The 24,878-nt window shown below is 66.6% G+C and carries 26 protein-coding genes; 13 read left to right on the forward strand and 13 right to left on the reverse strand.

What is annotated here, in order from left to right; all coding sequences use genetic code 11:
* Positions 1–57: 57 nt before the first annotated feature.
* The 4 genes from rplI to rpsF form a co-directional block, all read right to left on the reverse strand.
* Positions 58–510, reverse strand: a complete 453-nt coding sequence (gene rplI / locus J6U32_RS01960) for a 50S ribosomal protein L9 (RefSeq protein ID WP_208793321.1) — start codon at positions 508–510, stop codon at positions 58–60.
* 21 nt (positions 511–531) lie between these two features.
* Positions 532–792 carry a 30S ribosomal protein S18 gene (gene rpsR, locus J6U32_RS01965; protein WP_006373162.1) on the reverse strand — a complete coding sequence of 87 codons (261 nt, stop codon included), beginning with the start codon at positions 790–792 and terminating at the stop codon, positions 532–534.
* Between the two features lie 25 nt (positions 793–817).
* Positions 818–1,342 (reverse strand): single-stranded DNA-binding protein, encoded by a 525-nt coding sequence (locus J6U32_RS01970; protein ID WP_079931850.1) that lies wholly within the window; start codon positions 1,340–1,342, stop codon positions 818–820.
* 111 nt (positions 1,343–1,453) lie between these two features.
* Entirely contained in the window at positions 1,454–1,735 is a 282-nt protein-coding gene (gene rpsF, locus J6U32_RS01975) for a 30S ribosomal protein S6 (protein WP_079931851.1), read from the reverse strand.
* Between the two features lie 196 nt (positions 1,736–1,931).
* Here rpsF and J6U32_RS01980 point away from each other — a divergent pair, with 196 nt between their 5' ends.
* From J6U32_RS01980 to J6U32_RS01990, 3 genes are all read left to right on the forward strand, one after another.
* Positions 1,932–2,330 carry a VOC family protein gene (locus J6U32_RS01980; RefSeq protein WP_208793322.1) on the forward strand — a complete coding sequence of 133 codons (399 nt, stop codon included), beginning with the start codon at positions 1,932–1,934 and terminating at the stop codon, positions 2,328–2,330.
* A 120-nt stretch (positions 2,331–2,450) separates the two neighbouring features.
* Positions 2,451–3,902 carry a hypothetical protein gene (locus J6U32_RS01985; RefSeq protein WP_208793323.1) on the forward strand — a complete coding sequence of 484 codons (1,452 nt, stop codon included), beginning with the start codon at positions 2,451–2,453 and terminating at the stop codon, positions 3,900–3,902.
* Positions 3,899–4,480, forward strand: coding sequence for a GNAT family N-acetyltransferase (locus tag J6U32_RS01990; RefSeq protein WP_208793324.1), 582 nt, complete (start codon positions 3,899–3,901; stop codon positions 4,478–4,480). The genes J6U32_RS01985 and J6U32_RS01990 overlap by 4 nt, the downstream gene beginning before the upstream one ends.
* Here the strand turns inward: J6U32_RS01990 and J6U32_RS01995 are convergent.
* The 3 genes from J6U32_RS01995 to J6U32_RS02005 all read right to left on the reverse strand — a co-directional run bounded on the left by J6U32_RS01995 (position 4,477) and on the right by J6U32_RS02005 (position 8,912).
* The gene (locus J6U32_RS01995) at positions 4,477–6,081 is read right to left on the reverse strand and encodes a glycosyltransferase family 87 protein (RefSeq protein WP_208793325.1); all 1,605 of its coding nucleotides are present in this window, start codon (positions 6,079–6,081) and stop codon (positions 4,477–4,479) included. The genes J6U32_RS01990 and J6U32_RS01995 overlap by 4 nt on opposite strands.
* Positions 6,074–8,362 carry a transglycosylase domain-containing protein gene (locus J6U32_RS02000; protein ID WP_208793326.1) on the reverse strand — a complete coding sequence of 763 codons (2,289 nt, stop codon included), beginning with the start codon at positions 8,360–8,362 and terminating at the stop codon, positions 6,074–6,076. Before J6U32_RS02000 ends, J6U32_RS01995 begins: the two co-directional genes overlap by 8 nt.
* 160 nt (positions 8,363–8,522) lie before the next feature.
* Positions 8,523–8,912 carry a DUF5318 family protein gene (locus J6U32_RS02005; RefSeq protein ID WP_006373170.1) on the reverse strand — a complete coding sequence of 130 codons (390 nt, stop codon included), beginning with the start codon at positions 8,910–8,912 and terminating at the stop codon, positions 8,523–8,525.
* 178 nt (positions 8,913–9,090) lie between these two features.
* Between J6U32_RS02005 and J6U32_RS02010 the strand changes: the two genes are divergently transcribed.
* Both J6U32_RS02010 and J6U32_RS02015 read left to right on the forward strand, forming a co-directional pair.
* Positions 9,091–9,813: a PadR family transcriptional regulator gene (locus J6U32_RS02010; RefSeq protein WP_208793327.1), complete on the forward strand. Its 723-nt coding sequence runs from the start codon at positions 9,091–9,093 to the stop codon at positions 9,811–9,813.
* The gene (locus J6U32_RS02015; RefSeq protein ID WP_006373172.1) at positions 9,806–10,894 is read left to right on the forward strand and encodes an inositol-3-phosphate synthase; all 1,089 of its coding nucleotides are present in this window, start codon (positions 9,806–9,808) and stop codon (positions 10,892–10,894) included. The genes J6U32_RS02010 and J6U32_RS02015 overlap by 8 nt, the downstream gene beginning before the upstream one ends.
* Positions 10,895–10,966: 72 nt before the next feature.
* Here J6U32_RS02015 and J6U32_RS02020 read toward each other — a convergent pair whose 3' ends face one another.
* Complete coding sequence (locus J6U32_RS02020) at positions 10,967–11,650, reverse strand: hypothetical protein (RefSeq protein ID WP_244332497.1); 684 nt, start codon at positions 11,648–11,650, stop codon at positions 10,967–10,969.
* Positions 11,651–11,697: 47 nt separating this feature from the next.
* Positions 11,698–12,828: a hypothetical protein gene (locus J6U32_RS02025; RefSeq protein WP_208793329.1), complete on the reverse strand. Its 1,131-nt coding sequence runs from the start codon at positions 12,826–12,828 to the stop codon at positions 11,698–11,700.
* Between the two features lie 157 nt (positions 12,829–12,985).
* Between J6U32_RS02025 and J6U32_RS02030 the strand changes: the two genes are divergently transcribed.
* The 4 genes from J6U32_RS02030 to J6U32_RS02045 all read left to right on the forward strand — a co-directional run bounded on the left by J6U32_RS02030 (position 12,986) and on the right by J6U32_RS02045 (position 17,520).
* Entirely contained in the window at positions 12,986–13,753 is a 768-nt protein-coding gene (locus J6U32_RS02030; RefSeq protein WP_208793330.1) for an HNH endonuclease family protein, read from the forward strand.
* Between the two features lie 80 nt (positions 13,754–13,833).
* Complete coding sequence (locus J6U32_RS02035) at positions 13,834–14,775, forward strand: quinone oxidoreductase family protein (RefSeq protein WP_208793331.1); 942 nt, start codon at positions 13,834–13,836, stop codon at positions 14,773–14,775.
* Positions 14,776–15,082: 307 nt separating this feature from the next.
* The gene (locus tag J6U32_RS02040) at positions 15,083–16,504 is read left to right on the forward strand and encodes a hypothetical protein (protein WP_208793332.1); all 1,422 of its coding nucleotides are present in this window, start codon (positions 15,083–15,085) and stop codon (positions 16,502–16,504) included.
* Positions 16,501–17,520, forward strand: coding sequence for a ThiF family adenylyltransferase (locus J6U32_RS02045; protein ID WP_208793333.1), 1,020 nt, complete (start codon positions 16,501–16,503; stop codon positions 17,518–17,520). Before J6U32_RS02040 ends, J6U32_RS02045 begins: the two co-directional genes overlap by 4 nt.
* Before the next feature lie 13 nt (positions 17,521–17,533).
* Here J6U32_RS02045 and J6U32_RS02050 read toward each other — a convergent pair whose 3' ends face one another.
* Positions 17,534–18,262: a response regulator gene (locus J6U32_RS02050; protein WP_208793334.1), complete on the reverse strand. Its 729-nt coding sequence runs from the start codon at positions 18,260–18,262 to the stop codon at positions 17,534–17,536.
* A 143-nt stretch (positions 18,263–18,405) separates the two neighbouring features.
* Here J6U32_RS02050 and J6U32_RS02055 point away from each other — a divergent pair, with 143 nt between their 5' ends.
* From J6U32_RS02055 to J6U32_RS02070, 4 genes are all read left to right on the forward strand, one after another.
* A complete protein-coding gene (locus J6U32_RS02055) occupies positions 18,406–19,062 on the forward strand; it encodes a helix-turn-helix transcriptional regulator (protein WP_244332499.1) in 657 nt (218 codons plus the stop codon).
* 39 nt (positions 19,063–19,101) lie between these two features.
* Entirely contained in the window at positions 19,102–20,520 is a 1,419-nt protein-coding gene (locus J6U32_RS02060; RefSeq protein WP_208793336.1) for an acyl-CoA synthetase, read from the forward strand.
* Between the two features lie 169 nt (positions 20,521–20,689).
* Positions 20,690–21,265 carry a TerD family protein gene (locus J6U32_RS02065; protein WP_208793337.1) on the forward strand — a complete coding sequence of 192 codons (576 nt, stop codon included), beginning with the start codon at positions 20,690–20,692 and terminating at the stop codon, positions 21,263–21,265.
* A 131-nt stretch (positions 21,266–21,396) separates the two neighbouring features.
* The gene (locus J6U32_RS02070; protein ID WP_208793338.1) at positions 21,397–22,572 is read left to right on the forward strand and encodes a DUF475 domain-containing protein; all 1,176 of its coding nucleotides are present in this window, start codon (positions 21,397–21,399) and stop codon (positions 22,570–22,572) included.
* A gap of 103 nt (positions 22,573–22,675) precedes the next feature.
* On the opposite strand, the gene J6U32_RS02075 is transcribed toward J6U32_RS02070, so the two are convergent.
* Genes J6U32_RS02075 through J6U32_RS02085 form a run of 3 tightly spaced genes read right to left on the reverse strand, consistent with a single transcriptional unit; the run spans position 22,676 to position 24,774 of the window.
* Positions 22,676–23,437: an AIM24 family protein gene (locus tag J6U32_RS02075; RefSeq protein WP_208793339.1), complete on the reverse strand. Its 762-nt coding sequence runs from the start codon at positions 23,435–23,437 to the stop codon at positions 22,676–22,678.
* Complete coding sequence (locus J6U32_RS02080; RefSeq protein WP_208793340.1) at positions 23,434–24,141, reverse strand: AIM24 family protein; 708 nt, start codon at positions 24,139–24,141, stop codon at positions 23,434–23,436. Before J6U32_RS02080 ends, J6U32_RS02075 begins: the two co-directional genes overlap by 4 nt.
* Before the next feature lie 12 nt (positions 24,142–24,153).
* A complete protein-coding gene (locus tag J6U32_RS02085; protein ID WP_006373186.1) occupies positions 24,154–24,774 on the reverse strand; it encodes an AIM24 family protein in 621 nt (206 codons plus the stop codon).
* Positions 24,775–24,878 lie beyond the last annotated feature (104 nt).

Below are 24,878 nucleotides of genomic sequence, written 5' to 3' on the forward strand. Positions count from 1 at the left end.
CCGGCCACGCATCATGTGCGTGATCGGCGGGCCGAAAGTTGTTGCGTGCGAGCCTGATCAGCCGGCGACGACGGCCAGCGACACGGTCGCGGCGACGTCGGGGTGCAGGTTCACCACGATCGGGAAGCTACCGGTGGCCTTGATGTGGCCCTTGGGCAGCTCCACGTTGCGCTTGTCGACGACGGGGCCGCCGGCCGAGCGGATGGCACCGGCGATGTCGGCGGCGGTGACCGAACCGAACAGCTTGCCCGAGTCGTGGGTCTTCACCGACAGCGAGACCTCGGAGAGGTTCTCGAGTGCCTGCTTGAGCTCGTTGGCGTGCTCGAGGCCGCGGACCTCGCGGGCGGCCTGCGCCCGACGTATGGTCTCGACCTGCTTCTCGGCGCCACGGGTGGCCTTGATGGCCAGACCGCGGGGCAACAGGTAGTTACGGCCGTAGCCGTCCTTGACCTCGACGGAATCGCCGGCTTCACCGAGGTTTTCCACGGCAGCAGTCAGGATGAGCTTCATATCGTGTTCTCTCCCTTCGGCTTATCGGCTGGTCGAGGTGAACGGCAGAAGCGCCACCTCACGCGAGTTCTTGACGGCCACAGCGACGTCGCGCTGGTGCTGGACGCAGTTGCCGGTCACGCGACGCGAACGGATCTTGCCGCGGTCGGACAGGAAGCGGCGCAGCAGCGCGGTGTCCTTGTAGTCGATGGTGCTGGTGTTCTTGTCCTTGCAGAAGGAGCACGCCTTGGTCTTGGTGACCTTTTCGACGCGCACCTTCCGGCTGCTCTTTTGCTTAGCCATGTGATGCTCCAGTCAAAAATGTTTCTTAGAAAGGTGGTTCGTCGTCCCCGCCGCCGCCACCGAACGAGGAGCCGCTCGCAGGGGCGCTGCCCCACGGATCCTCGGGTGCGGACTGGCTCGATCCGCCGCCGCGGCTTGCGCCACCGCCGGACGAACCGAAGTTTCCGCCGCCGGACGATCCGCCGCGCGAGGCGCGATTGACCGATGCGGTGGCGAATTTCAGCGAGGGACCGATCTCTTCGACATCGAGTTCCACAACCGTGCGCTTCTCACCCTCGCGGGTTTCGTAGGAACGCTGCTTGAGACGACCCTGCACGATGACGCGGGTGCCCTTGGTCAGGCTCTCGGTCACGTTCTCCGCAGCTTCGCGCCAGATACTGCACCGCAGGAACAGTGCCTCGCCGTCTTTCCATTCATTGGACTGACGATCGAAGGTGCGCGGAGTGGAGGCCACCGTGAAGCTGGCGACCGCAGCACCCGAGGGGGTGAACCGCAGTTCGGGCTCAGCAGTCAGATTGCCTACAACGGTGATGACGGTTTCGCCTGCCATGTGTCTCCCCTTGGTCGTGGTTGGGCACTCGATGGTCGATGTGCACCGGACTAGTGATTCACCCTAGGGTCCGGTACCGACTATCTCGGGACATCGGAGAAAGCCTGTGTACTACTTCCGGAGAACCTTGGTGCGGAGCACCGACTCGTTCAGCTTCAGCTGACGATCCAGCTCGCTGACGGTGCCCGGCTCGGCGTTCAGGTCGATGACGGCGTAGATGCCCTCACTGTGCTTGGCGATCTCGTAGGCGAGACGGCGCTTGCCCCAGATGTCGACGTTGTCGACCTTGCCGCCGTCCTTGCGGACCACGTTCAGGAACGTGTCCAGGGACGGAGCAACGGTGCGCTCGTCGAGACTCGGGTCGAGGATGACCATCAATTCGTAATGACGCATGTGACCACATCACCTCCTATGGGCTCATCGGCCACGGACTGTCCGTGGCAGGAGGGTCGCCTGCGTCGGCAACCGTTCCAAGATACACGAGGTACCCCTGACCAGCGAAATCGCGTTCCACAGCCAATCGCGGACAGGATCTGGCCGCTATCGGCTGCACGCTGGCGGCATCACATCCGAGAAAGGGCGCACCCTCATGTACTTCGCAGCCACCCGCATCCTCACCGACGACGTCGACGGTCTGGTCGGCTTTTACGAGACGGTCACCGGCCTGCGCGCGAACCGCCTGCATCCGTTGTTCGCCGAGTTCACCACCGATTACGGCACCCTGGCCATCGCGTCGTCGACGACCATCACGGCAATGGGCGACGACGTACTCACCGCCGCGTCGAACCGTTCGATGATCCTCGATTTCCTCGTCGGCGATGTCGACGAGGTGCACCGACGTCTCACCAGCGGGCATCTGACCGACGTCGTCGACGGATTCGTCAATGACGGCCCCACCGATATGCCGTGGGGCAATCGCTCGTTGCTCCTGCGCGATCCCGACGGAAACCTCGTGAACTTCTACGCGCCTCTCGCCGACCGGGACTGACCTCGCATCGAAAGCGGCCCCGATCCCGGCTGACAGGTCCGCCAGGATTGGGAGTGAGCCAGGTCACCGTTCGCCGGTCGATTTCATGGTGCGCGGGGCGTTCCGCTTACCCTGTAGCGCATGTCCGACCGCCTGAGCACGACGTTCCGCTACGGGCGCGTCACCCTGTCGCGTCGCGGGGATCTGATCCTGATCCTGACCGTGTCCCTGCTGTTGACCTTGCTGTTCATGTATTGGAGCTACGAGGTCAAGATCAAGTGCGTCGGTCCACCGTTCTTTCCGGACGGGCGCAGCCACAAGTGGCCGGTCGGCGATCCGCATGCGATCATCCCCTGCTACTCGGATCTGGCGTACCTGTGGGTGGGTCGCGACATCAACAACCACGTCTTCCCGTACATCCACGGCGGTATCGGCGCCAACGGCCAACTCTTCGGTGGTTCGGTGGAGTACCCGGTGCTCTCGGGAATCCTGATGTGGCTCGGTGCGATCGGCGCGCACACCGACGTCGACTTCTTCCGCCATTCGGCGGCGCTGCTCGCGCCGTTCGGTGTGGTGATCACCGCGATGCTCGCCGTGCTCACCCGCTGGAATGTGTTGTGGTGGGCGATGACCCCGCCGCTGATCCTCTACGCCTTCCACAACTGGGAACTGCCGGTGGTGGCGACTGCTGTCGGTGCCGTCGCCGTCATGGCGTGGGGGGCGAGCATCAAGCCGTCGACGGGCGAACGGCGAATGAGTTTGCGTACCAGCGCAATTCTCGCGTCGATCCTGCTGGCCATCGGCTTCTGCCTTAAGCTCTACCCCGGATTCTTCGTGCTGCCCCTGGCGATCTACGTGCTGACCGGCGGAGCCGGCGGGCGCCGCGCACTCGACTGGGTCGGCGCCGCGTGGGTGGCCGTCACGGCTGCGCTCACCGTCGTCGTCATCCAGTTGCCCTTCATGGTGCTGGGCTACGACGGGTGGCGCGCGGCGCTGACCTTCCAGGGCAAACGTCGCGCCGACGTGGACACCAACTCCATCTGGTACTGGGGCCTACGTCATTTCACCGACGGCCAGAACGGCACCTACAACTCGATCGTCGGCGTACTCTCGCCGACGCTGATCGTGTGCGCCTTCGTCGTCGCGGTGTATTTCGGTTGGCGGCAGTACAACCGGACCGGGCTCTACCCGTGGATCGGCGTCAGCGCGGCGATGCTCGCCGGATTCATGGTGTTCCACAAGGTGCATTCGCCGCAGTACACGCTGTGGATTCTGCCGTTCTTCGTGCTGCTGCGGGTGCGCTGGCCGGTCATCGTGGCGTATCTGATCGCCGATTTCATCCTCGACACCACCATCTTCCGGTTGTTCGGCATCTACGTGTCGGGCGAGCCGATGAAGTGGTGGGTGATGACCGGCGTCAACGTCGGCGTGTGGGTCCACGCGGTGCTGCTCGTCTATCTCATCGGCGCCTTCGTCAGCGCCGGGCTGCGCGAACCCCTCGCCTCGATCGGCCGACGTGCAGACCCCACCGACGCGGCCCCGTCCGAACCCGACGACGCACCACCCGGGCAGCGCGTGCCCGCCGGGGCATGAGCGACTGGCTCGGCACCGGCCCGCTCGTCGGGGACCGGGTGACGTTGCGGCCGTTCACCATCGACGACGCCGACGCACTCGCACGGGTCGTCGGCGATCCGGCCCGATTCCGTTGGGTGCCCGGTGTCCCGACCGACGCCGACTCCGCGGCCGGATGGATCTCGGCGGCGCTCGCCGATCCGCAGCGCCGCGTGGCCTTCGCCGTCATCGACAACACCGACGGCCGGCTCGTCGGCTCCACGAGTTTCTACGACATCGACCCGGCCAACCTGTCGGTTTCCATCGGCTACACGTTCTACGCCGAGGACGTCCAGGGCACCGCGGTGAACCCGACTGCCAAATACCTGTTGATGCACCACGCCTTCGAGCAGTGCGGCGCCGTCCGGCTGGTCTGGCACACCCACGAGAGCAACACCCAATCCCGGGCTGCCATCGCCAAATTGGGCGCCACCTTCGAGGGGCTGCTCCGCAAACACCGCCGCTTCGGTGACGGCTGGCGCACCACCGCGCAGTTCGCGATGATCGACGAGGATTGGCCGGAAGCGAAAGCCGAGTTGCAGGAACGGATTCGGGGCTAAGGGTACGCCCCGGCCTCCTCGATCACGGTCTCCTCGGCCCCAGCCCTCTGGGTGCGTCGCGCCCGCCCCCACGACAGCCGATCCGCCGCACCGTCGAGCACCCCACCCGCCGGGTCGTCGAGTTCGTTGCCCTCGTTGTCACGGCGCATCAGGTCGTTCTCGGGCCGCAGGATCTGCCAGATGACGATGACGCAGAGCGCGATCACGAACAGTGCACGGATCACGATGATCGTGGTGAACCACTCCTGCGGCAACCACTTTCGGCTGGGATCGATGAACAGCGACATCCGCGGAATCCATACGAGAGCATCGATGGTCATCCACGCGAGCAGCAGACGCGTGTGCGGGATGGCCAGCACCGCCAGCGGCACCAGCCACAGCGAGTACTGCGGGCTCCACACCTTGTTAACCAGTAGGAACCCGGCGACGATCAGGAAGGCGACCTGCGCGACTCGCGGTCGGCGCGGCGCGACCATACACAACCATCCGATGCCCAGCACGACAAGGATCATCAGCCCCAACGAGACGATGTTGAGGACGTCGACTCTCCACGTGACTCCGACCGCCTTGGCGGCAAGACGCAGCAAGGTGTCGGCGTCGGCGCCGCGGTCGGAGTTGAGCCGGAAGAACTCGTACCACCCGTGTGGGTACAGGATGAGGATCGGCAGGTTCACCGCGGTCCACGCGATCACCGCAGCCGCGGCCGCCGCGCACCAGTCGCGCAGCTTGCCCGACCGCAGGCACAGGAAGAACAGCACCACCAGCACCAGCAGCGGATAGAACTTGGCGGCGGTCCCCAGACCGATGAACATGCCTGCGAGCCAAGGCTTCTTACGCGCCCAGCACAGCAGGGCCACGGCCAGGGCGGCGGTGGCGATGGCGTCGAAATTGGTGAAGGCATGCACGATCACCAGCGGCGACAGGGCCGCGAGCCAGGCCGCCCAGATGCGCGTCCGTGCGGTCAGCGCGGTGGCCCAGACGGTGACGAGCCAGAACAGCGCCAAACCCAGCGCGGCGAGGTCGAAATAGAGCACCGCCGGCAACGCACCCGGGAGACCCCAGCGGTCCGACGCCGACGCCCATTCACGCCCCAGCCAGGCCGTGGCGTACATGTACATCCCGGTGATCACCGGATATTCCATGTACCGCTTGATCTCCTGGCCGTCACCGTTCTTCTCGAACCAGAAGGTCTTGTACGGGAATTCGCCCCTGTCGAGTTGTTCGGCACCGAAGAGCGAGATGACGTCGGAGTAGCAGAGGTCGGTGAATTGGCGCTGATCGTCGCGGTCGAGTTTCACCGCGGGCTGTCCCTGGCCCGGGTTCACCACCACTTCCTGCTGCAGGCAGCCGGCCTTGCCGAACCAGCTCAGCGCCAACGTGCACAACGCGAGCAGGAACAGCACCCGGATCGGCGTCCAGTGACGGCTGCGTCCCACCGCTGCGTGCGCACCGAGGGGACCACCGACGACCCGAGAGGCCTCGGCGACCACCGGATCTTGGTGACTCGGGATCAGCCGACGCGTGTCGGTACGAAGATCGGCGGCGAGCGGCGCGGGACTGTCATCGACCTCGTCGGTCGGCGGCGGAGTCCCGTCAGCCACCGGGCGCAGGGACCGCTCCTTCGTCACCGGTGCCGCCCTCGCCGCGGGTGCCGCCTCCGGTTCCGCCGGTGCCGGTGCCACCACCGGTCCCGCCGTCGCCGGTACCGCCGCTGGTTCCGCCATCACCGCGCTCCGCGCCACCGGGGACCGGGATGGTGATGCCGGGCGCGATGGTGATCGCTCCCCCACCCGGATAGTCCGGGGTCGGAGTCCGGTTCGGCCGTGTCGACGGAGAGTTGTTGTACGAGGTGGGCGGCGGCTCGTAGGGAACGCCGGCCTGGCCACCGACCGCTGCGGGTTCGGGGAACTGCTCGATGGGTTGGCCCTCGAGCGCGTCGTCCATGCCGCGCTTCCAGATCTGTGCCGACAGACCGCTGCCGTAGACCATCGACCCACTGGCGTTGACCAAGGCGGTGCCCTTGTCGGTACCCACCCACACCGCGGTCGAGAGCTGCGGGGTGTAGCCGACCATCCACGCGTCCTTGTTCTGGCCGGTGTTACCCAGCTGCGCGGTGCCGGTCTTGGCGGCCGACGGACGCGATCCCAGCTCGTCGTCGTAGAGGTTGTTGTTGTTCGAATACGCCGCGATCGGCTCGAGCGCCGCGGTCACGTTGTCGGCGACCTTGGCCGGGAACACCCGCTTGCCCGGGTCGGGCTGACGCTCGTAGAGCACGTCGCCGGTGGAGGTCTCCACCTTCTGCACGAAGTGCGGAGCACGGTAGATACCGGATGCGGCGAAGGTGGCGTACGCCGAGGCCATGTCGATGACGCGGGACGGGTACTGCCCGAGCACCACACCGCCCTGCACGCTGCCGTTGGACTCCTGCAACGTCTTCGCGATGTCGCCGAAGGACTCCGCGACGCCGGCGGCATGCGCGGCATCGGCCACGTCCTGCGCCTGGTTCTTGAGGTCCATCATCAACCGGTAGTACACGGTGTTCAGCGACATCTTCATCGCGGTCGCGAGGTTGCACGAGCCGCAGCTCTCCCCGTCGGAGTTCTCGACGGTCAGCCCGCTCGAGGTGGTGTACGGCGCCGAGCTGTACACCTTGGACAGCGGGATGTCCTGCTCGAGCGCCGCGGCGAGGGCGAACACCTTGAACGACGATCCGGTCTGCAGACCCGCCTGTGCGTAGTCCCAGCCCTGGGCGTCGTCGCCGCCGTAATAGCCGGCGACCCCACCGGTTCGGGGATCGATCGACACAGCGGCGTCGCGGATCTGCGCCGGCTCGCCGACGAGAATCCCGTTGGGGCACTTGTAGATGTCGTTGTCGCGGCACGCCGCCTGCACGAGGCCGTTCTGCACCTGCGGATCGATCGTCGTGGTGATCTTCAGACCCTCGGTGCGGACCTGCTGCTCGGAGATTCCGAGATCGGCGAGTTCGGCGAGCACCTGCCGCTTGATGAGGCCATTGGGTCCGACGGTCTCACCGGTCGCCGTCGGCGGCGGCGCCACCTTCGGATACTGGATGGCCGCGCGGTCGGCCTGGGTGATCGAACCGATCCCCACCATGCCGTCGAGCACGTAGTTCCATCGGGCCGTCGCCGCGTCCTGATTGACCGCCGGGTCGTAGTAGGAGGGCGAGCGGATCGCCGCGGCGAGCACCGCCGACTCGGCGGGTGTCAGATCCTTGACGTCCTTGCGGAAGTACGCCTGCGCCGCGGCCCCGACACCGTACGCGCCCCGGCCGAAGTAGATGGTGTTGAGGTAGGCCGCCATGATGTCGTCCTTGGACCACTCGCTCGACATCTTGGTGGCGATCACCAGCTCACGCAGCTTGCGCTCGTAGCTGTGTTCGTCGCCGACCAGCGCATTCTTCACGTATTGCTGGGTGATGGTTGATCCGCCACCCGCGAGGTCGTTGTCGGTGATCCGACCCCACACCGCGCGCGACAGGCCACGGATGGAGAAGCCGTCGTTGGTGCGGAACTCGCGGTCCTCGGCGGCGATGACGGCGTCCTGCATCGACTTGGGGATGTCGTTGATGCTGACGTCGGTGCGGTTGCCCTCCGGTGGCACGATCTTGGCCAGGGTGTTGCCCTTGGTGTCGACGATCGTGGCGACCTGGTTCTGCTTGATGTCGCCCGGGCGCGGCACGGTGACCGTCGCGTAGGCGATCAGGAAGCCCACGATCGCGACCAACGCGACAACCGGGACGATCAGACCGAGCGCACCCACGATCCAGGCGACCAGCCGAAACCGCGAACGTTTCGGGTCCTGACCGGTCTTGGAGTTGGTGGATGTGGTGCGCCGCGACGTCGTATCGCGTGACTCGCTCATCGTCGGACCTCCCAATGAACCGCATACACCATCGGCTCGACGTTCCTCACACTACTTGTCGGCATGATTGCCGCCTGTCGGCTTGTTTGCCGCCCACCACTCTGACGCACCGTCGAGCCGCAGCCAAAAGCCGGACATCGATGTGGTGGCCGCGGGCCGCTTACTCGGCCACCCGACGACGACGGGCAGAGCGCGGAGGCAGCCCGGCAACGTATGACTGCACGAGATGGTTCCAGCTGCAGGTCCGGCACACCTCGACGACGTGCACGGAGAATTCCTCGGCGGTCGTGTCGAGGCGGGAGATCTCCTCGGTGGTGCGCGCCGACCCCGACACCTGACCGAGTCGCTCGCCGAACACCCAGGAGACCAACGTCACGTGCTCTTTGCGGCAGATCGGGCAGAGCGTCGAACTGGGGCGACCGTGGAACTTCGCGGCGCGCAGCAGATAAGGACTCGCGTCGCAGACCTCGGCCACACCGACCCGCCCGGAATGGACCTGCGACAGCCGCGATCGCCGCTGAAGGGCGTAGTCGACGATCTGGCGTTGCACGTGAACCAGCGTACGTGGTCGATATCGGCGTTGTCGGTGTGACCTGCCCGCCGTTTCAGGCCTGTCGAGACCACGATCGCGACCGGCAAGGCGTGGCCGATATCGACAGCGTTTATATCGGTGCGATACATTGGGCGAAAGCATCGGCACGACGAACCATCGGAGAGGGGGGTCAGCAGTGCTCGAAATGGCGATCCTCGGCCTCCTGCTCGAATCCCCCATGCACGGCTATGAGCTGCGCAAACGGCTCACCGGGCTGCTTGGCGCATTCCGCGCGTTCTCCTACGGTTCGCTGTACCCGACGCTGCGTCGGATGCAGGCCGACGGACTCATCGACGAGACCAGCGCGCCGTCGGGAGTGAAGGTGCGTCGCGGACGTCGCGTCTATCAGCTCACCGACGCCGGACGCGAACGCTTCACCGAACTCGTCGCCGACACCGGGCCGCAGAACTACACCGACGACGGATTCGGCGTGCACCTTGCCTTCTTCAGCCGCACCCCGGCGATCGCCCGGATGCGCATCCTCGAGGGCCGGCGTCGTCAGGTCGAGGAGCGCCGTGAAGGCCTGCGCGAGCTCGTCGGTCGCGCCACCGGCGCCTCCGACCGCTACACCCGCCAGATGCACGAGTTGAGCCTGGAATCGAGCGAGCGCGAGGTCCGCTGGCTCAACGAGCTCATCGCCGCCGAGGCCTCGGAAGCGTCGTCATCGGCGGCTTCGTCATCGGCGGCGTCAGCCCCCACAGATTTCCCGGCCACCACGTCACCGACGTCAGGTACGTCACCGACGACCGGTGCCGAGGAGCAGGAAGAAACCGAGCAGGACGAACCGCTCGGTCGAACCCCCGTGTCGCAGCCCAGTGCTGCGGCCCGACAAGAAAAAGGAGAACCCGACCATGGGTGAGCCCAATAAGGTGCGCGTGGCCATTGTGGGCGTAGGAAACTGCGCTTCATCCCTGGTCCAGGGCGTGCAGTACTACCAGGACGCCGACGAGAACGCGACCGTGCCCGGCCTGATGCACGTGAAGTTCGGCCCCTACCACGTGCGCGACGTCGAGTTCGTCGCCGCGTTCGACGTCGACGCCAAGAAGGTCGGCTTCGACCTGTCCGATGCGATCTTCGCGAGCGAGAACAACACCATCAAGATCGCCGACGTGGCGCCGACCGGCGTCACCGTCCAGCGCGGCCACACCCTCGACGGTCTCGGCAAGTACTACCGCGAGACCATCACCGAGGCCGACGGCGACGGCGTCGACGTGGTGCAGACCCTCAAGGACAACGAGGTCGACGTCCTCGTCAGCTACCTGCCCGTCGGATCGGATCAGGCCGACAAGTTCTACGCGCAGTGCGCGATCGACGCGAAGGTCGCCTTCGTCAACGCGCTGCCGGTGTTCATCGCCTCGGACCCCGAGTGGGCCAAGAAGTTCACCGACGCCGGTGTCCCGATCGTCGGCGACGACATCAAGAGCCAGGTCGGCGCGACCATCACCCACCGCGTGATGGCCAAGCTGTTCGAGGACCGCGGCGTCGCCCTCGACCGCACCTACCAGCTCAACGTCGGCGGCAACATGGACTTCAAGAACATGCTCGAGCGTGAGCGTCTGGAGTCGAAGAAGGTCTCCAAGACCCAGGCCGTGACCTCCAACCTGACCGGCTCGCTCGCCGGCAAGGTCGAGGACAAGAACGTCCACATCGGACCGTCGGACCACGTCGAGTGGCTCGACGACCGCAAGTGGGCCTACGTCCGCCTCGAAGGCCGTGCCTTCGGTGACGTGCCGCTGAACCTCGAGTACAAGCTCGAGGTCTGGGACTCCCCCAACTCGGCCGGCATCATCATCGACGCCGTGCGCGCCGCCAAGATCGCCAAGGACCGCGGCATCGGCGGCCCGATCCTGCCCGCGTCGGCCTACCTTATGAAGAGCCCGCCGGAGCAGGTCGCCGATGACATCGCGCGCAAGCAGCTCGAGGAGTTCATCGAGGGCTGACGCCTGATCGTCCGACCCAGCGTTTCCGTGGCGGTTCTCCCGAAAGGGAGGACCGCCACGGTCGTTTCGGTGTCACCCGAACTCGTCCAGCGACTCCAGGAGCCGCCCGTACTCGACGTCGGGATCGCAGTGGTCGGGGCCGCCGGCGACGATGTCGATCAGCTCACTCTCACCGGTACACCACTCGACCCCCTCGGTCGTGATCGTGAATGTTCTTGCTGCAGAGCCCTGCTGGTGTTCGCCCGGAGTCGCGTGGGCATAGTGCAGTTGCGTACCGAGAGGCTTCAGGATCCAGCCGATATCGAAGATCTGCGCCGGGTGCACGTTCCGAGCCGTCTGCTCCACGAACTCTGACGGGATGTCATACCGTCGATATCGACGCGTCCCATCGGCGAATTCGAAGTCGGCCACGGGCCGTCCGTCGAAGATCAACTGGATGCACTCAGCCAGTTCGGACAGCAGCACCTCACCCGGCATCACCACTCTCCGCCACCGGACCACCCGGGAGTTCTCGACGAGCTCGACGCGAAGGGTGAGCACCGGATACTCGTCGTCCAGGTACTCCCCGTCATCGGGATAGAGGTCGCCCTCGCTGTCGGCGTCCCATGCCAGAAAGCGGTCCTCGTCGAGATGATGCGACGACAGTGGAGTCGGAATGTGGTTGTGCCGACGCATGTTCTGCGCTCTGCCGGCGGTACCGCGTCGGGCCTTCCGCCGAGCGCGTCGTGCGGACTTGTCGATCGATTGTCTCCCCATGCCGGTGACGATATCGGTGGGTACCGACAAGTCCGACAGACCTCAGATCACCACCGCCCCCGCCCTCGCCTCCGCGAATTGCTCTTGCGCCGCCGATGCTCTTCTCGACGAAGATACTGCTGGTGCTCGAACTCCTTCATTGCAACACTGAGCGGTCCCTCAAGACCTTGGGGCACAACGTATTTGCCGTCCTCCAGACGCATCCACCCGTAGGCGATCATCTCGTCGAGGGCCTCGCGGATCGCCGGTTTGTACACGAAGAAGGGGTCGTCGTGAATGCGGAGCACGAGTTCCTCGGCAGCCTCGTTGTCCATCTCGTCGTCATCCTCGTCCCCGTCGTCCCAGAGGGAGTCAAACCAGTCGACGCCGCGCGGGGTGGGTGACGAGCCGGCGTCGATGAACGCGCAGAACTCCTCGTTCGAGCCACGGTTGCTCATCGATCGTTGGTCGTGGAGGAGACGAACCACCCACTCCGAGAAGGTGTCCCGTACCTGATCGATCGGCGGGCGCCCATCGCGCCAGTCCTTGGCACCGGGGCCGCGGTGGATCACGCCGTCGCCGCCGTAGGAGATCAAGGCGTGGTCGAGGTCACCCGCGTAGTGGATGAGTCGCGAGGCGAGCCCTGCGGAGATGCCGAGCTTCTTCGCGCACGCGTCCAGGCCCGCCGGCAGCTGACCGCCCGGAGCGGTCGGTTTTCCCTTCCCGATCCACTTCAGGATTCCCAGCAGGCTGCGCATGGGTTCGACGGACAGCAGTGCCTGCCGTTCGGCGTCGAAGTCATCGAGGCGCAGGCCGTCGATCGCGGAGTCCACTACGGTGCGCGCGGCCCGCAACGCCGCGGGCGTGCCGCTCCATCTTCCGCTGGATTCGGTGAAGATCAGGTACGTGTGCAGGGCGAAGCCGAGCTTCTCACCCGGCACCAAGGTGTCGAGTGCGGCCCGGAAGGCGAGCCCCACCTCGGTGAGAATGTCGGCGTCGGTGGACGTCCAGGCGGTCGGGTCGAAGTCCGGGTTCGCTTTGTCCACCACCCGGAATGCGGCGTGGAGGTAGCGGCTCAGCAGCATCGACTCGTCGAAGTCGATCTCGGGCACCTCGGCAAGCGCCCACAGGCGGTATTCGTCGACCAGTTCTACGCGTCGCGCCTCACGTTCGCGCTGTGCGGTGATGTCATCGGACATGTCTCGAGCCTACGAAGTCGGATCGGTCTCGGCGAGGTCATCGGGAGGATCGATGGCGAGCACGATGCAGTCGCGAGTGTTTCCCGTGGAACAACGGTGATCTGGGCCGCCACCCGCGGTGAGAAGGACTGTCGGGACGATCGGGCACAATCGGCGCATGCGACGACGTCTGGCGCTCGGGGCGTCCGTGGTTGCGATCGCCGCGATCGCCGGCTGTGCCGCACCCGGGGAGTCGGTGACGGTCACCTCACCCGGCGCGACCTCGGTGAATGACATCCCACCGAGCTCCGCGACGTCATCGTCCTCGGTCGGGACAGCCGCGCCCACCGCGCTCTCCCCCGAAGCGGCGCTGGCGTGGTCGCAGCTGCAGGCTCTGCCGGTCAAGGGACGCGCACCCAAGACGGGTTACAGCCGCGCACAGTTCGGTCAGGCGTGGTCGGATGACGTGAACGTCGACGACGGTCACAACGGCTGCGACACCCGCAACGACATTCTGCGTCGCGATCTCATCGACATCGTCGTCAAGCCCGGCTCGCGCGGATGCGTGGTCCTCTCGGGGACGCTGCACGATCCCTATACCGACAAGACCATTGGTTTCACGCGCGGCGCGGCCACGTCGTCGGCCGTACAGATCGACCACGTCGTGGCGTTGTCGGACGCCTGGCAGAAGGGCGCGCAGCAGCTGACACCGCAACAGCGCGTCGACTTCGCCAACGACCCGCGCAACTTGCAGGCCACCGACGGGCCCACCAATCAGAAGAAGCGCGACGGCGACGCCGCGACCTGGCTACCCCCGAACCGTGCCTATCGGTGCACGTACGCATCCCGGCAGATCGCCGTCAAGACCGCCTACCACCTGTGGGTGACCTCGGCCGAGCGGGATGCGCTGGCGCGCATCCTCGGTACGTGCTCCGCTCAGCCCTGAGCCTGAGGCCCGCAGTCCGGAGGCCGTAACCGTGAGGGCCGTAGCCTTGACGTCATGGGCGCTCGAACTCGGATCCCCACATGACCCCCGCACGCCGCTGGGTCGCCCTCGGCCCCGGCGGCCTCGATGATTTCGCCTTCACCGACGTCGACGTGCCGTCGCCCGCACGTGGTGAGGTGACGATCGAGGTGACCGCCGCCGGGGTGAATCCGGCCGACCTCAAGCACGCGCGTGCCGCGACGGATTTCCCGCTCCCCATCGGTTACGAGGTCGCGGGCCGGATCGTCGCGCTGGGTCCCGACACCGAGATCGGTTCAGGTGCTGCAGCAGTCGGCGACGAGGTGCTCGCCTTCCGGGTCAGGGGCGGGTACGCGACGGCGCTCACGGTGCCTGCGGAGAAGGTGTTCGCGCGGCCGGAGACCCTGGGTGTCGACGAGGCGGCCGGGCTACTGCTGGCGGGTACGACCGCCGCCGACATGCTTCGTGCGGCCCGTACCGCGCGGGACGAGCTGATCGTGCTGCACGGTGCGTCGGGAGCCGTCGGGGTTGCGGTGCTGCAGCTGGCACGTCTGCGGGGTATCCGGGTCATCGGCACCGCGGGTCCCCGATCGGGCGAGCGCGTACGCGACTTCGGTGGCCTGCCCGTCACGTACGGTCCGGGCGTGCTCGACCGCATCCGGGCTGCCGCCGACGGTCGACCGATCGCCGCCGCGCTCGACGCCGTCGGCACCGACGAGGCGGTCGACGCCTCACTCGATCTCGTCGCCGACCGCCCGCGGATCGTCACGATCGCCGCGCCACGGCGCGCGGCCGCCGACGGGTTCCTCGCCCTCGGCGGCCGCCAGCCGGAGAGCGCAGATTTCCGGGATACGGTGCGCACCAATCTTATTCGTCTCGCCTCCGACGGCGATCTCGTCGTCCCCATTGGTGCGGTCTTCGGTCTCCAACAGGCCCGGGAGGCTCTGCGCCTGGTCTCCGACGGGCATGCCGGCGGGAAGGTCGTCCTCCGTACCGACCGGTGACCCGTCGAGCTAACAGGGGTACGACAGAAATGAGCAGTCCGGGAGGCCCCGACGGGCCTTTTCACGGCCTGAATTCGGCCACCAGAAATCCGTAAACTGTTGCACAACAGTTGTTTTCATCGAAGGTCATTCACCCGTCCTACTGTTCGCTCAGCGGTCGGGTGATCGGCCGAATCGGACGCGTGAGGCTCGCGTCATGACCATGTGCGGGGTCAGACTGAGTGGGCGCCGACAACCGTCTCACTCTCGGAAATGCGAGTGAGATAATCGATCTCACGTCGGCCACTTCTTCCCGAGGAGGAGCGCCGTGCTCACCATCAGCGATCTGGACCTGGCCGTGGCGATGACCGACCGTGCGCGCCGCAGGGTCCCTGCCTACGCAGACTTCCTGCGCCGCAACGGCATCGATCCCGGCGAACGTGTCGATGCCGAGGCCTTCACACAGCTGCCCGTGATGACGAAGGCCGGCTACATCACCAGTTACCCGCAGCCGGCCCGGTACTGGGACGGCCGGATCACCGAGGCGATGGTGTGGTCGTCGACGTCGGGCTCCTCCAGCGGAGTGCCCACCCAGTTCGGGCGTGGAGCGCTGGCCCTCGAGCAGAGTGCCGCGATGTACGACCGGATCTTCACCGACTCCTTCGCCTCACAACCGCGAACCACGTTGCTGATCAACTGTTTTGCGATGGGCACTTGGATCGGCGGCACGTACACGATGGCCGGCGTGAGCGAACTGAACAACCGCGGTCACCGAATCAGCGTCGCCACCCCGGGGATCGATCTCGACGTCGCCGTCGCCACCCTCGCCGAGCTCGGCCCGTTCTACGACCACGTCGTCCTCGCCGGATATCCGCCGCTGATCAAGGACCTCCTCGACAACACCCCGGCCAATCTGCTCGCGATGGACATCAAGCTGCTGCTGGCCGGCGAGGCGATCACCGAGAAGTGGCGCGACCACGTACTCGATCTGCTGCATCGACACTCCGAGCCCGAGCGGATCTGCCTCAAGTACGGCACCGCCGACGCCGGGCTGATGGGCTACGAGACCCCGGCGAGTATCGCCGTCCGTCGGGCCGCCCTCGCCGACGCCGCTCTGTCGGAGGAGTTGTTCGGTCCCGGCATCACCGCACAGCCGACGTTCGTCCGCTATCACCCCGAATACCGCTACACCGAGTGCGACGCCGAGGGGCATCTGCTGTTCACGGTCGATTCGGCCATGCCGTTGATCCGCTACCGGATCAACGACCGCGGACGGATCCTCGACGGCGCGCAGCTCGACGAGATCCTGCGCGCGCACGGACACGACGACCTCGCCGGCGAGGTGGAGCCGCACGATCATTTCCTGGTGCTGCACGGCCGCACCGACATCGCGGCGATCTTCCACTCGCTCAACGTGTATCCGGCCAACCTGCGGCCGGCATTCGAGGACCCCGCGTTCGCCGCCGACCTCACCGGACGATTCGTCGTCGAGGTCCTCGAGAGCGAACAGCATCATCAGACCCTGCACATCCGGGCCGAACTGGCCAAGAACACCGCCGCCGATGCAGGTCTGGCCCGTGCGCTGCGCGAGCGCTGCCACGAGTCGTTGGTGACCACCAACTCCGAGTTCCGGGCGCTGAGTGCGTCATTGGGGAAAACCGCCCGCCCCACCGTCTCCCTGTACGAGTACCACTCGGCGGGATTCGGTTCCGGCGCAAAGGACGTCTACATCCGAGGAGCAGCACGATGATCGAGATTCTTCACCCCACCCGCGACCGCGACCACATCGACACCCTGTGCACCGCAGGCGAGTATCGACTGGTCGACGCGTGGACCACCGCACTGCCCGAGCTGACCGCACTCGCCGCGTTCACCGGCGAACCCGTCCCCGATGACGGCGACCTCGACGAGTGGAGCCGCTACGTCGTCTACCCCTGGCGGCACACCGTGGTGCGCACACCGATCGACCCGGTCTTCCACGGACTGCGCACCGCACGCAATCGCTTTCTGATCACCGACGACGAGCAGGCCGCCTGGTCGGCCGCGCGACTGGCGGTGGCCGGGCTGAGCGTCGGCGCCTCCGTTGTCGGCGTCGCGGGATTGACCGGCGCCCGCCGATTCCATCTCGCCGACCCCGACACCCTCGGGCCGACCAACCTGAACCGGCTGTCGGGTTCGGTGTGCGATCTCGGCGTCGAGAAGACGACCCTGGCTGCTCGGCGCCTCCTCGAGGCCGACCCGTACGCGGAGGTCACCACGTGGGCGCAGGGTTTCGAGCCGGCCATGGCACCGGAGTTCTTGCGGTCACCCGACGGCCGCGCGGTCGACATCGTGATCGAAGAGATGGACGACCTCGCCATGAAGGTCGCGCTGCGGGTGCACACCCGACGGGCCGGGTTGCCGCTGATCATGGTCACCGACGACGGCGACAACGTGATCCTCGACGTCGAGCGTTACGACCTCACCCCCGACTATCCCCTCTTCCACGGCAGCGCCGGGGAGGTCACCGACCTCGACACCGCCGCCCTGCGTGATCCGGCGAATCGGGTCCGGCTGGCCGGTGCCATCGTCGGTGACGACGTGGCACCACGGCTCTCGCAGGCGCTCGCCGAGGTGGGCCGGACCATTCCGTCGTGGCCGCAGTTGGGCACCGCGGCAAGCCTGGCCGGGGTGGTCGGCGCCTTCGCCGCCCGCACCATCGTGTGCGAGGGCGAACTACCTTCGGGCCGTTACCGTTTCGCGGTCGACGGAGCGCTGGCGGCGTGACGCGGGCTGCCGGTCACGCCGCCAGTACGTCGGCGTGACCGTTCCGGCGACACCAGCTCATCAGGTAGCGGGCGTGCAGTCCGCACCATCGGTACACCGACGCCTGGGTCATCGGCAGATCCTCGTCGTGTTCGCCGCGCTGGACGATCATCGGCCCGATGTAGTGACTGGTGATCTTGTTGGCGGTGTTGGGCGACACCTTGGCCACCCGCGCCAGCGTCGCGGTGTCGGAGACGTGGCCGGCGGCGATGGCGCCGGCCATCCGACCCGCGGTCTGCCCGCGGCGTCCGGTGAACAGTTCGTAGAGGCTGGGCCGACGATTGGCCGCGGGAGTCTGGGGGAGCCGGCGGCCCAGTGCGGCCACGCTGATGGCGTCGGCGAACGCGGCGAAGCCATCGGATTTGGCGACCACCCCGACCACCTCTTCGCGGCGGCGCGCCTCCTCGATGAGGTCGGTCTCCATGCTGTGGCCCTGCGCGGTCAGCAGGACCGGCGCCAGCCGATCGTGATTGCGCAACGACTCGATCACGTCGAGACCGTCGAACGCCCACTCGGTGTCCGGCCGGTTCCACACCAGGTCGGCGGTCACCACATCGAACCGCACCCGGCCGGCGACCCGGCGAATGAACTCGGAATCATCCGTGGCCACCTCCACCGTCCAGTCGGCAAATCGCGACCGCAACGGCGCCGCGACCACCTCGCCCAACGGGGAGGCCACCAGTACACGTAAGCCCTCGGACATGGCCTCTATTGTGCCTCGCTAACGACGTTCATGCGTAATCACGCATGACGATCGCGGTTTGGGGGCCTTTTACACCTGAATCCCGATCATTTGTGTCGCACGAAATGGTGACCTGCCCTCGCAAACCGAACATCGTTGACTCCATGCCGCACGACCCCTCAGATCGCCCCGTCCCGACCGTCGTTCCCGACTCCGACGCCATCGTCACGGAGGCCGCGCCCCTGTCCGTCGCGGTCGCCGCCGAGGACGACATCCTCGACACCGCCCTGTGCACCCTCGTGGAGGCCTGGGGTCATCGGGCCGGCATTCTGCGCCCCGACGCCGACCACTCGCGCTCCGGACGGACCGCCGACGAGTCCTGGACGGTCATCGTCGTCCGCTCGACGCGGCGATTGATGGAGGTCCGGCAGCATCTGCGTCTGCGTAAGGCGGTCATCGTCGGGATCGGCGTGCGCGCCGACGATCCGCGCGGCATCGATCTCGCGAACACCGGGCGCGCCCCGGCCGAGCTCGCCGCATTCCTGACCAGCGTCGCCGATCGCCTTCCCCACCAGTCGGTCCGCGTCCGACTGACCGATCGCGAACGGCAGATCCTCACCACCTACGCGCTGGGCGCAACGATGCCCGAAACTGCCAAACTCCATCACATCGCGGAGAGCACAGTGCGTGAGCACTATCGCCGCGTGACCCAGCGGTACGCCGACGCCGGCAAGCCCATCGGCAACAAGGCACAGCTGTTGCTGCGGCTGATGAGTGACGGATGGGTGCGTCCCCGGGAAATCCTGCACGCGGCAGGGTGAGTCGGCTCGCAGCACAGGGGCGGGTGGCAGCATGGGACTGTGCTGCTGCCGTCGCTGATCCCCCACGAGCCCGACCTGTCCGATGCCGTCGTCGTCGGTGACGATCGCTTGTCGCGCGAAGACCTCGTCGGTGCCGCGACCGCGGTGGCCGAACGTATTCGCGGGGCGCACACGCTCGCCGTCCTCGCCCGCCCGACGGCCTCGACGGTGCTCGCCGTCGTCGGCGGACTGATCGCCGGGGTCGCGATCGTGCCGGTACCGCCGGATTCCGGGCGCCGAGAACTCGACCACATCCTGCAGGATTCCGGCGCCCAGGCCTGGTTGGGTGAAGCCCCCGCCGACACGTCGCTGCCCGCCATCCCGGTTCGGCGCTATGCCAAGTCGTGGCATTCCCATCCCGAACCGCCCGCCGACTCGACGGCACTGATTCTCTACACCTCGGGCACCACCGGCCTGCCCAAGGGCGTCCCGATCACCCGTCGCGCGATCGCCGCGGGCCTCGACGCCCTCGCCGACGCCTGGGCGTGGACGTCGGAAGACACTCTCGCCCATGGCCTTCCGCTGTTCCACGTGCATGGCCTGATCCTGGGTGTGCTGGGACCGCTGCGTCGGGGCGGCCGATTGATCCACACCGTCAAACCGACTCCCGACCACTACGCCCGCGCCGCCGACGCGGGTGCGTCGATGTTCTTCGGGGTGCCGACGGTGTGGTCGAGGATCGGCGCCGAGCCCGAGTCGGCCCGCCGGCTGTCGGGGGCGCGGCTGCTGGTGTCGGGAAGCGCTCCCTTACCGGTGCCGGTCTTCGATCGGATTCGCGCGGCCACCGGCCACGAGATCGTCGAACGCTACGGCATGACCGAGACGATGATCACCGTGAGCACCCGCGCCGACGGCGAACGCCGGCCCGGCTGGGTCGGGCTTCCGCTCGACGGCGTGCAGACGCGGCTGGTCGAGGGCGATGCCGTGCTGCCGCACGACGGCGAATCCGTCGGCGACCTGCACGTCCGCGGCCCCATGCTGGCATCGGGATATCTCAACCGGCCCGAGGCGACCGCACAGAGCTGGCTCGACGACGGCTGGTTCGCCACCGGCGACGTCGCCGTCATCGACGGGGACGGCATGCATCGCATCGTCGGACGCCGCGCCACCGATCTGATCAAGTCCGGCGGGTACCGGATCGGCGCAGGCGAGATCGAGACCGTCCTGCTCGCCCATCCGTCGATCGCCGAGGTGGCCGTCATCGGCGTCCCCGACGACGATCTCGGTCAGCGCATCGTTGCCTACGTCGTCGGCGAGCAGGCCGATGAGCATGCCGCCGACGGTTCCGGCAGCGACGAGGACCTCATCGCGTTCGTCAGCGCCGAACTCTCGGCGCACAAGCGTCCGCGCGAGATCCGTCGGGTGGAGTCGTTGCCGCGCAACGCAATGGGGAAGGTGCAGAAGAAGCTGTTGGGCTGAGCAGCGGTGACCGTCCGGCCACCGCCTCTCCTCATGCGGTTTCCTCGTCATCCACAGTTCGTTCGGTCGGCTGACGCATTCCTGTCCGATCCCAAACTCTTCGCATAAGGTGTGTGGCATCGCACGTAGAGTTGCGGTTGGCCGTTCAACGAAAGAAAGGCATACGGACATGGGCGTGAGCCTGAGCAAGGGCGGAAATGTCTCGCTGACCAAGGAGGCCCCGGGTCTGACCGCGGTCGCCGTGGGTCTCGGCTGGGATGCTCGCAGCACCACCGGTACCGATTTCGACCTCGACGCCAGCGCGATCGCGCTCGGCGCCAACAAGAAGGTGCTCTCCGATCAGCACTTCATCTTCTTCAACAACCTGCGCTCGCCGGACGGATCGATCGAGCACACCGGCGACAACCTGACCGGTGAGGGCGAAGGCGACGACGAGGTCATCAACGTCGATCTCGCGGGTGTCCCGCCGGAGGTCGACAGCATCGTCTTCCCCGTCTCGATCTACGACGCCGACGCCCGCAGCCAGTCGTTCGGCCAGGTCCGCAACGCCTACATCCGCGTTGTGAACCGTGCCGGCGGCGCCGAGATCGCCCGTTACGACCTGTCCGAGGACGCCTCCACCGAAACCGCCATGGTGTTCGGCGAGCTCTACCGCAACGGTGCGGAGTGGAAGTTCCGTGCCGTCGGCCAGGGTTACGCCTCCGGCCTCGCGGGCATCGCCCGCGACTACGGCGTCAACGTCTGAGAAACCGACACATCGCGCGAATGCCGCACCCGCTCATGGCGACGGGTGCGGCATTCGTCGTACACACACCGCCGGTACACATGTCGTTTCGACTCCTGCCGCTCGTCCACATGTAGAAAGGCCACATCCCCGTGGTACTCCGAATATTCGGTCTCTCCATCGTCGTCACGGTCCTCTCGCTGATCGCCGCCTTCTTCTACGGCGGCACGACGGCCCTGTTCCTGACCCTCATCCTCGGCATCCTCGAGGTCTCGCTGTCCTTCGACAACGCCGTCATCAACGCCACCGTGCTGCGGCGGATGAGCGAGTTCTGGCAGAAGATCTTCCTCACCATCGGCGTCATCATCGCCGTGTTCGGTATGCGCCTGGTGTTCCCGCTCGTCATCGTGTGGTTGGCCTCGGGCCTGAACCCGGTCGAGGCGATGCGACTGGCGCTGAACCCGCCGGCCGATGGGGCCGCGTACTTCCCCGACGGCTCGCCGAGCTACGAGACCTACATCACCGACGCCCACCCGCAGATCGCGGCGTTCGGTGGCATGTTCCTGCTGATGTTGTTCCTGGGCTTCATCTTCGAGGAGAAAGAGATCACCTGGCTCAGCTGGATCGAACGGCCGCTGGAGAAGATCGGCAAGCTCGACCAGCTCGAGGTGGTCGTCGCGGCGGTCCTGCTCATCATCACCGCCGAGTTCATCGCACCCGACGAGGAGCGGTCGACGGTCCTGTTCGCCGGCCTCCTCGGCATGATCACCTACCTCGCCGTGAACGGTCTCGGTGAGCTGTTCAACACCGATGACGACGATCCCGACGAGTCCGATGACGAACGCGCACAAGCGCAGCGCACGCCCGGGGTCGACGACGCCGCGGCGGTTGCGGACGCCGAGGTACGCCGCCGTTCCGGACCGAGTGATCTGGCCAAGGCCACCGGCAAGGCCGGCTTCTTCTTGTTCCTCTACCTCGAGGTCCTCGACGCGTCGTTCTCCTTCGACGGTGTCATCGGCGCATTCGCGATCACCGCGGACCCGATCATCATCGCGTTGGGCCTCGGCCTGATCGGCGCGATGTTCGTCCGCTCGCTGACCGTCTATCTGGTCCGCCAGGGCACGCTGAGCGAGTACGTCTACCTCGAGCACGGAGCGCACTGGGCCATCGGCGCTCTCGCGTTGATCCTGTTCTACTCGATCGGCACCCATGTTCCCGAGGTCGTCACCGGCCTCGTCGGTGTCGTGCTGATCGTGGCGGCCTTCGTCTCCAGCGTCCTGCGGCGGCGCAAGGAGCCGGCGGACGCCAAGGATCACATCGAGATCTGAGTTCGCACCACCAGATACACCAACGCGGCACGAACTCGTGGGCGCCCCCCTCTGCACGGGGCGCGTCCGCGAGTTCGTGCCGCGTTGGCGTTCTACCTGTCTCCTACTGCTGTTGCCCCAGCTGCTGGGTGATCTCCTGATTGATCTGCTGCAGTCCGGGCACCGACAGCCCGGGCAGGTGGCCTTGGATGGTCCGGACGATGGAGGTGTCGTTGCGAACCTTCTCGCTCGACTGGATGAGAACCGTTCCGCTGCCGGTGAAGTCGAACTGACGCTCCTCGCCGGAGTTGATGCCGAAGCGCCGGCCCGCAGCGGCGATGAAGGAGTTCACCCACGCCTCGTCGAAGTGGTGGCTCGGCGACGGGCAGTCGGCCCACCCGACGAGTGCTTCGGGGTCGACGCGCACCGGCGGTTCAGCGAACATCACCGGCCCGTTGGACGACGCGAGGAACTTCCCGGTGCCGATGAGCGTCAGGAAGCCGGGCACGATCGACTGCTGCAGCGACAACTGTGGCTGGAAGGCAAGGAGATTGGCGGCCCGGATGGTGAGGTTGCCGTCGTCGAGGTCGTAGGCGTTGATGTTGTAGCCGCGGTCGCCGACGACGAGCTTGCCCTGCCCCTCGGCCACCACGAAGTCACCCAGGTGCAGCGGAGCCGAGAACTGTTGTGCCACCATGTGCAGCAACTGTCCGGAAAGGCCGTGGGTCAGCGCCGTGAAGTTCATCTGCCCGTAGTAGGCGATCATCGCCCCCTTGGACATGAACCACGGCTGGTTGAGATCGATGCAGAACGAGTAGTCGTTGTCGGGGATGTTGTCGTCGCTCGGCAGGGTTGCCGGATTCCAGATGGTGTTGAGCTGGCTCACAACTTCTCCTCCGAAGCCTGTACATAGACGACGCCTTGGCCGGCGCACTCCAGTTGCATTGCCTCACCGCCGGTTCGGCCGACGTTGCGCCAGCTGACGGTGGACCGCAGGGTGGTGTTGACCTGTCCGGCCGCACCGACGTAGGCCTGGGGGTCGACGGTCACCGGCGGCCGGTCCGGTGACACGGGGAGCTCGAAAACCCCTCCATGGCCGAGGATCACGACCTGGCCGGGTCCGGACAGCTGTGTGGTGAACATGCCCTGCCCGGTCATCGCGCCGGCGGCCGCCGACCGCATCGAACGCAGCAGTCCTCCGCCACCACCGCCGCCACCTCCCTGCGAGGTCACCGACACGATGGACGCCTGCAGATTCGAGGTGTAGGCGAGTGTGCGTGAGGCCTCCACGCGGATCATCCCGCCAACCGCGCCGACGTCGATGATCTGTACTTCGATCCCACGAAAGCCGTAGTGCACCACACCTTGTCCCTGGGCGACCATCGTCGACTCGTGTTCACCGGACATCATCCGCCCGGCCATGCCGGCGACTCCGCCCATGCCGCCCATCCCGCCGGGGGCACCCGCGACCTGGTGCGGTTGGAAGAAGACGTTGCCGGTGTAGAAGAGCATCGCCCCACGCCGCGCGACGACGGGCCCGCTGCGGCTGATGTCGACCGAGACGACCTTGCTGTTGACCTTCTCGAACATGTCGGTGCTCCCCTATCGCTCGGCCGGTTGGATCGAGACCACGCCGGTACCGTCCCAGCGCAGCGAGAACGCCTCTCCGCCACCCTGTCCCAGGGCACTGCGCCAACTGACGTCGGTGACGAAAGACTGACTCAACGCACCGCGCGCACAGACGAAGGCGTCGGGGTCGACGACGAGCGGATACTGCGGGCTCACCTCGAGGTGGATCAGTGGGCCGCCCTGCGAGAGCAACGCGATCTGACCGTGGCCGGTGACGGTCGTGGTGAACAGCCCCTGCCCGGCCGTCGCGCCGCGCACCCCGGCGAAGGTGACGTTGGTCTGCAGATTCCCGTTCAGCACCATCAACTGTTGGGATTCGACCTGCAGGGTCTCACCGTTCATCTCGATGATGGTGGTCTCGGCGGCGTTGTGGGCGAAGTACACCACGCCACTGCCGGAGGCCTCCATCAACGACAGCCCCTCACCGGTCGCACGTTGCTTCATCCCGGCGAGGAGCCCGTCGCCACCGCCGAAGCCGGCGGACTTGAAGTTGACCTGACCCTCATAGGCGACCATCGACCCCGACAGTGCCCGGACCGCAGTGTTGTTGAGCCGGGCCTCCACCACCCGTTTGGAACGCTGTACGAGCTGCATACGCCACCCCTTCGCGATTGTGCCGTTCGTCCGATACGACACGCCTGCCGAAGAACCTAGTCGATAGCATCGGTGGCGTGCCCAGGAAGTTTGCGAGTAGATGG

It is taken from the genome of Gordonia polyisoprenivorans, from assembly GCF_017654315.1.
Lineage (GTDB): Bacteria > Actinomycetota > Actinomycetes > Mycobacteriales > Mycobacteriaceae > Gordonia > Gordonia polyisoprenivorans_A.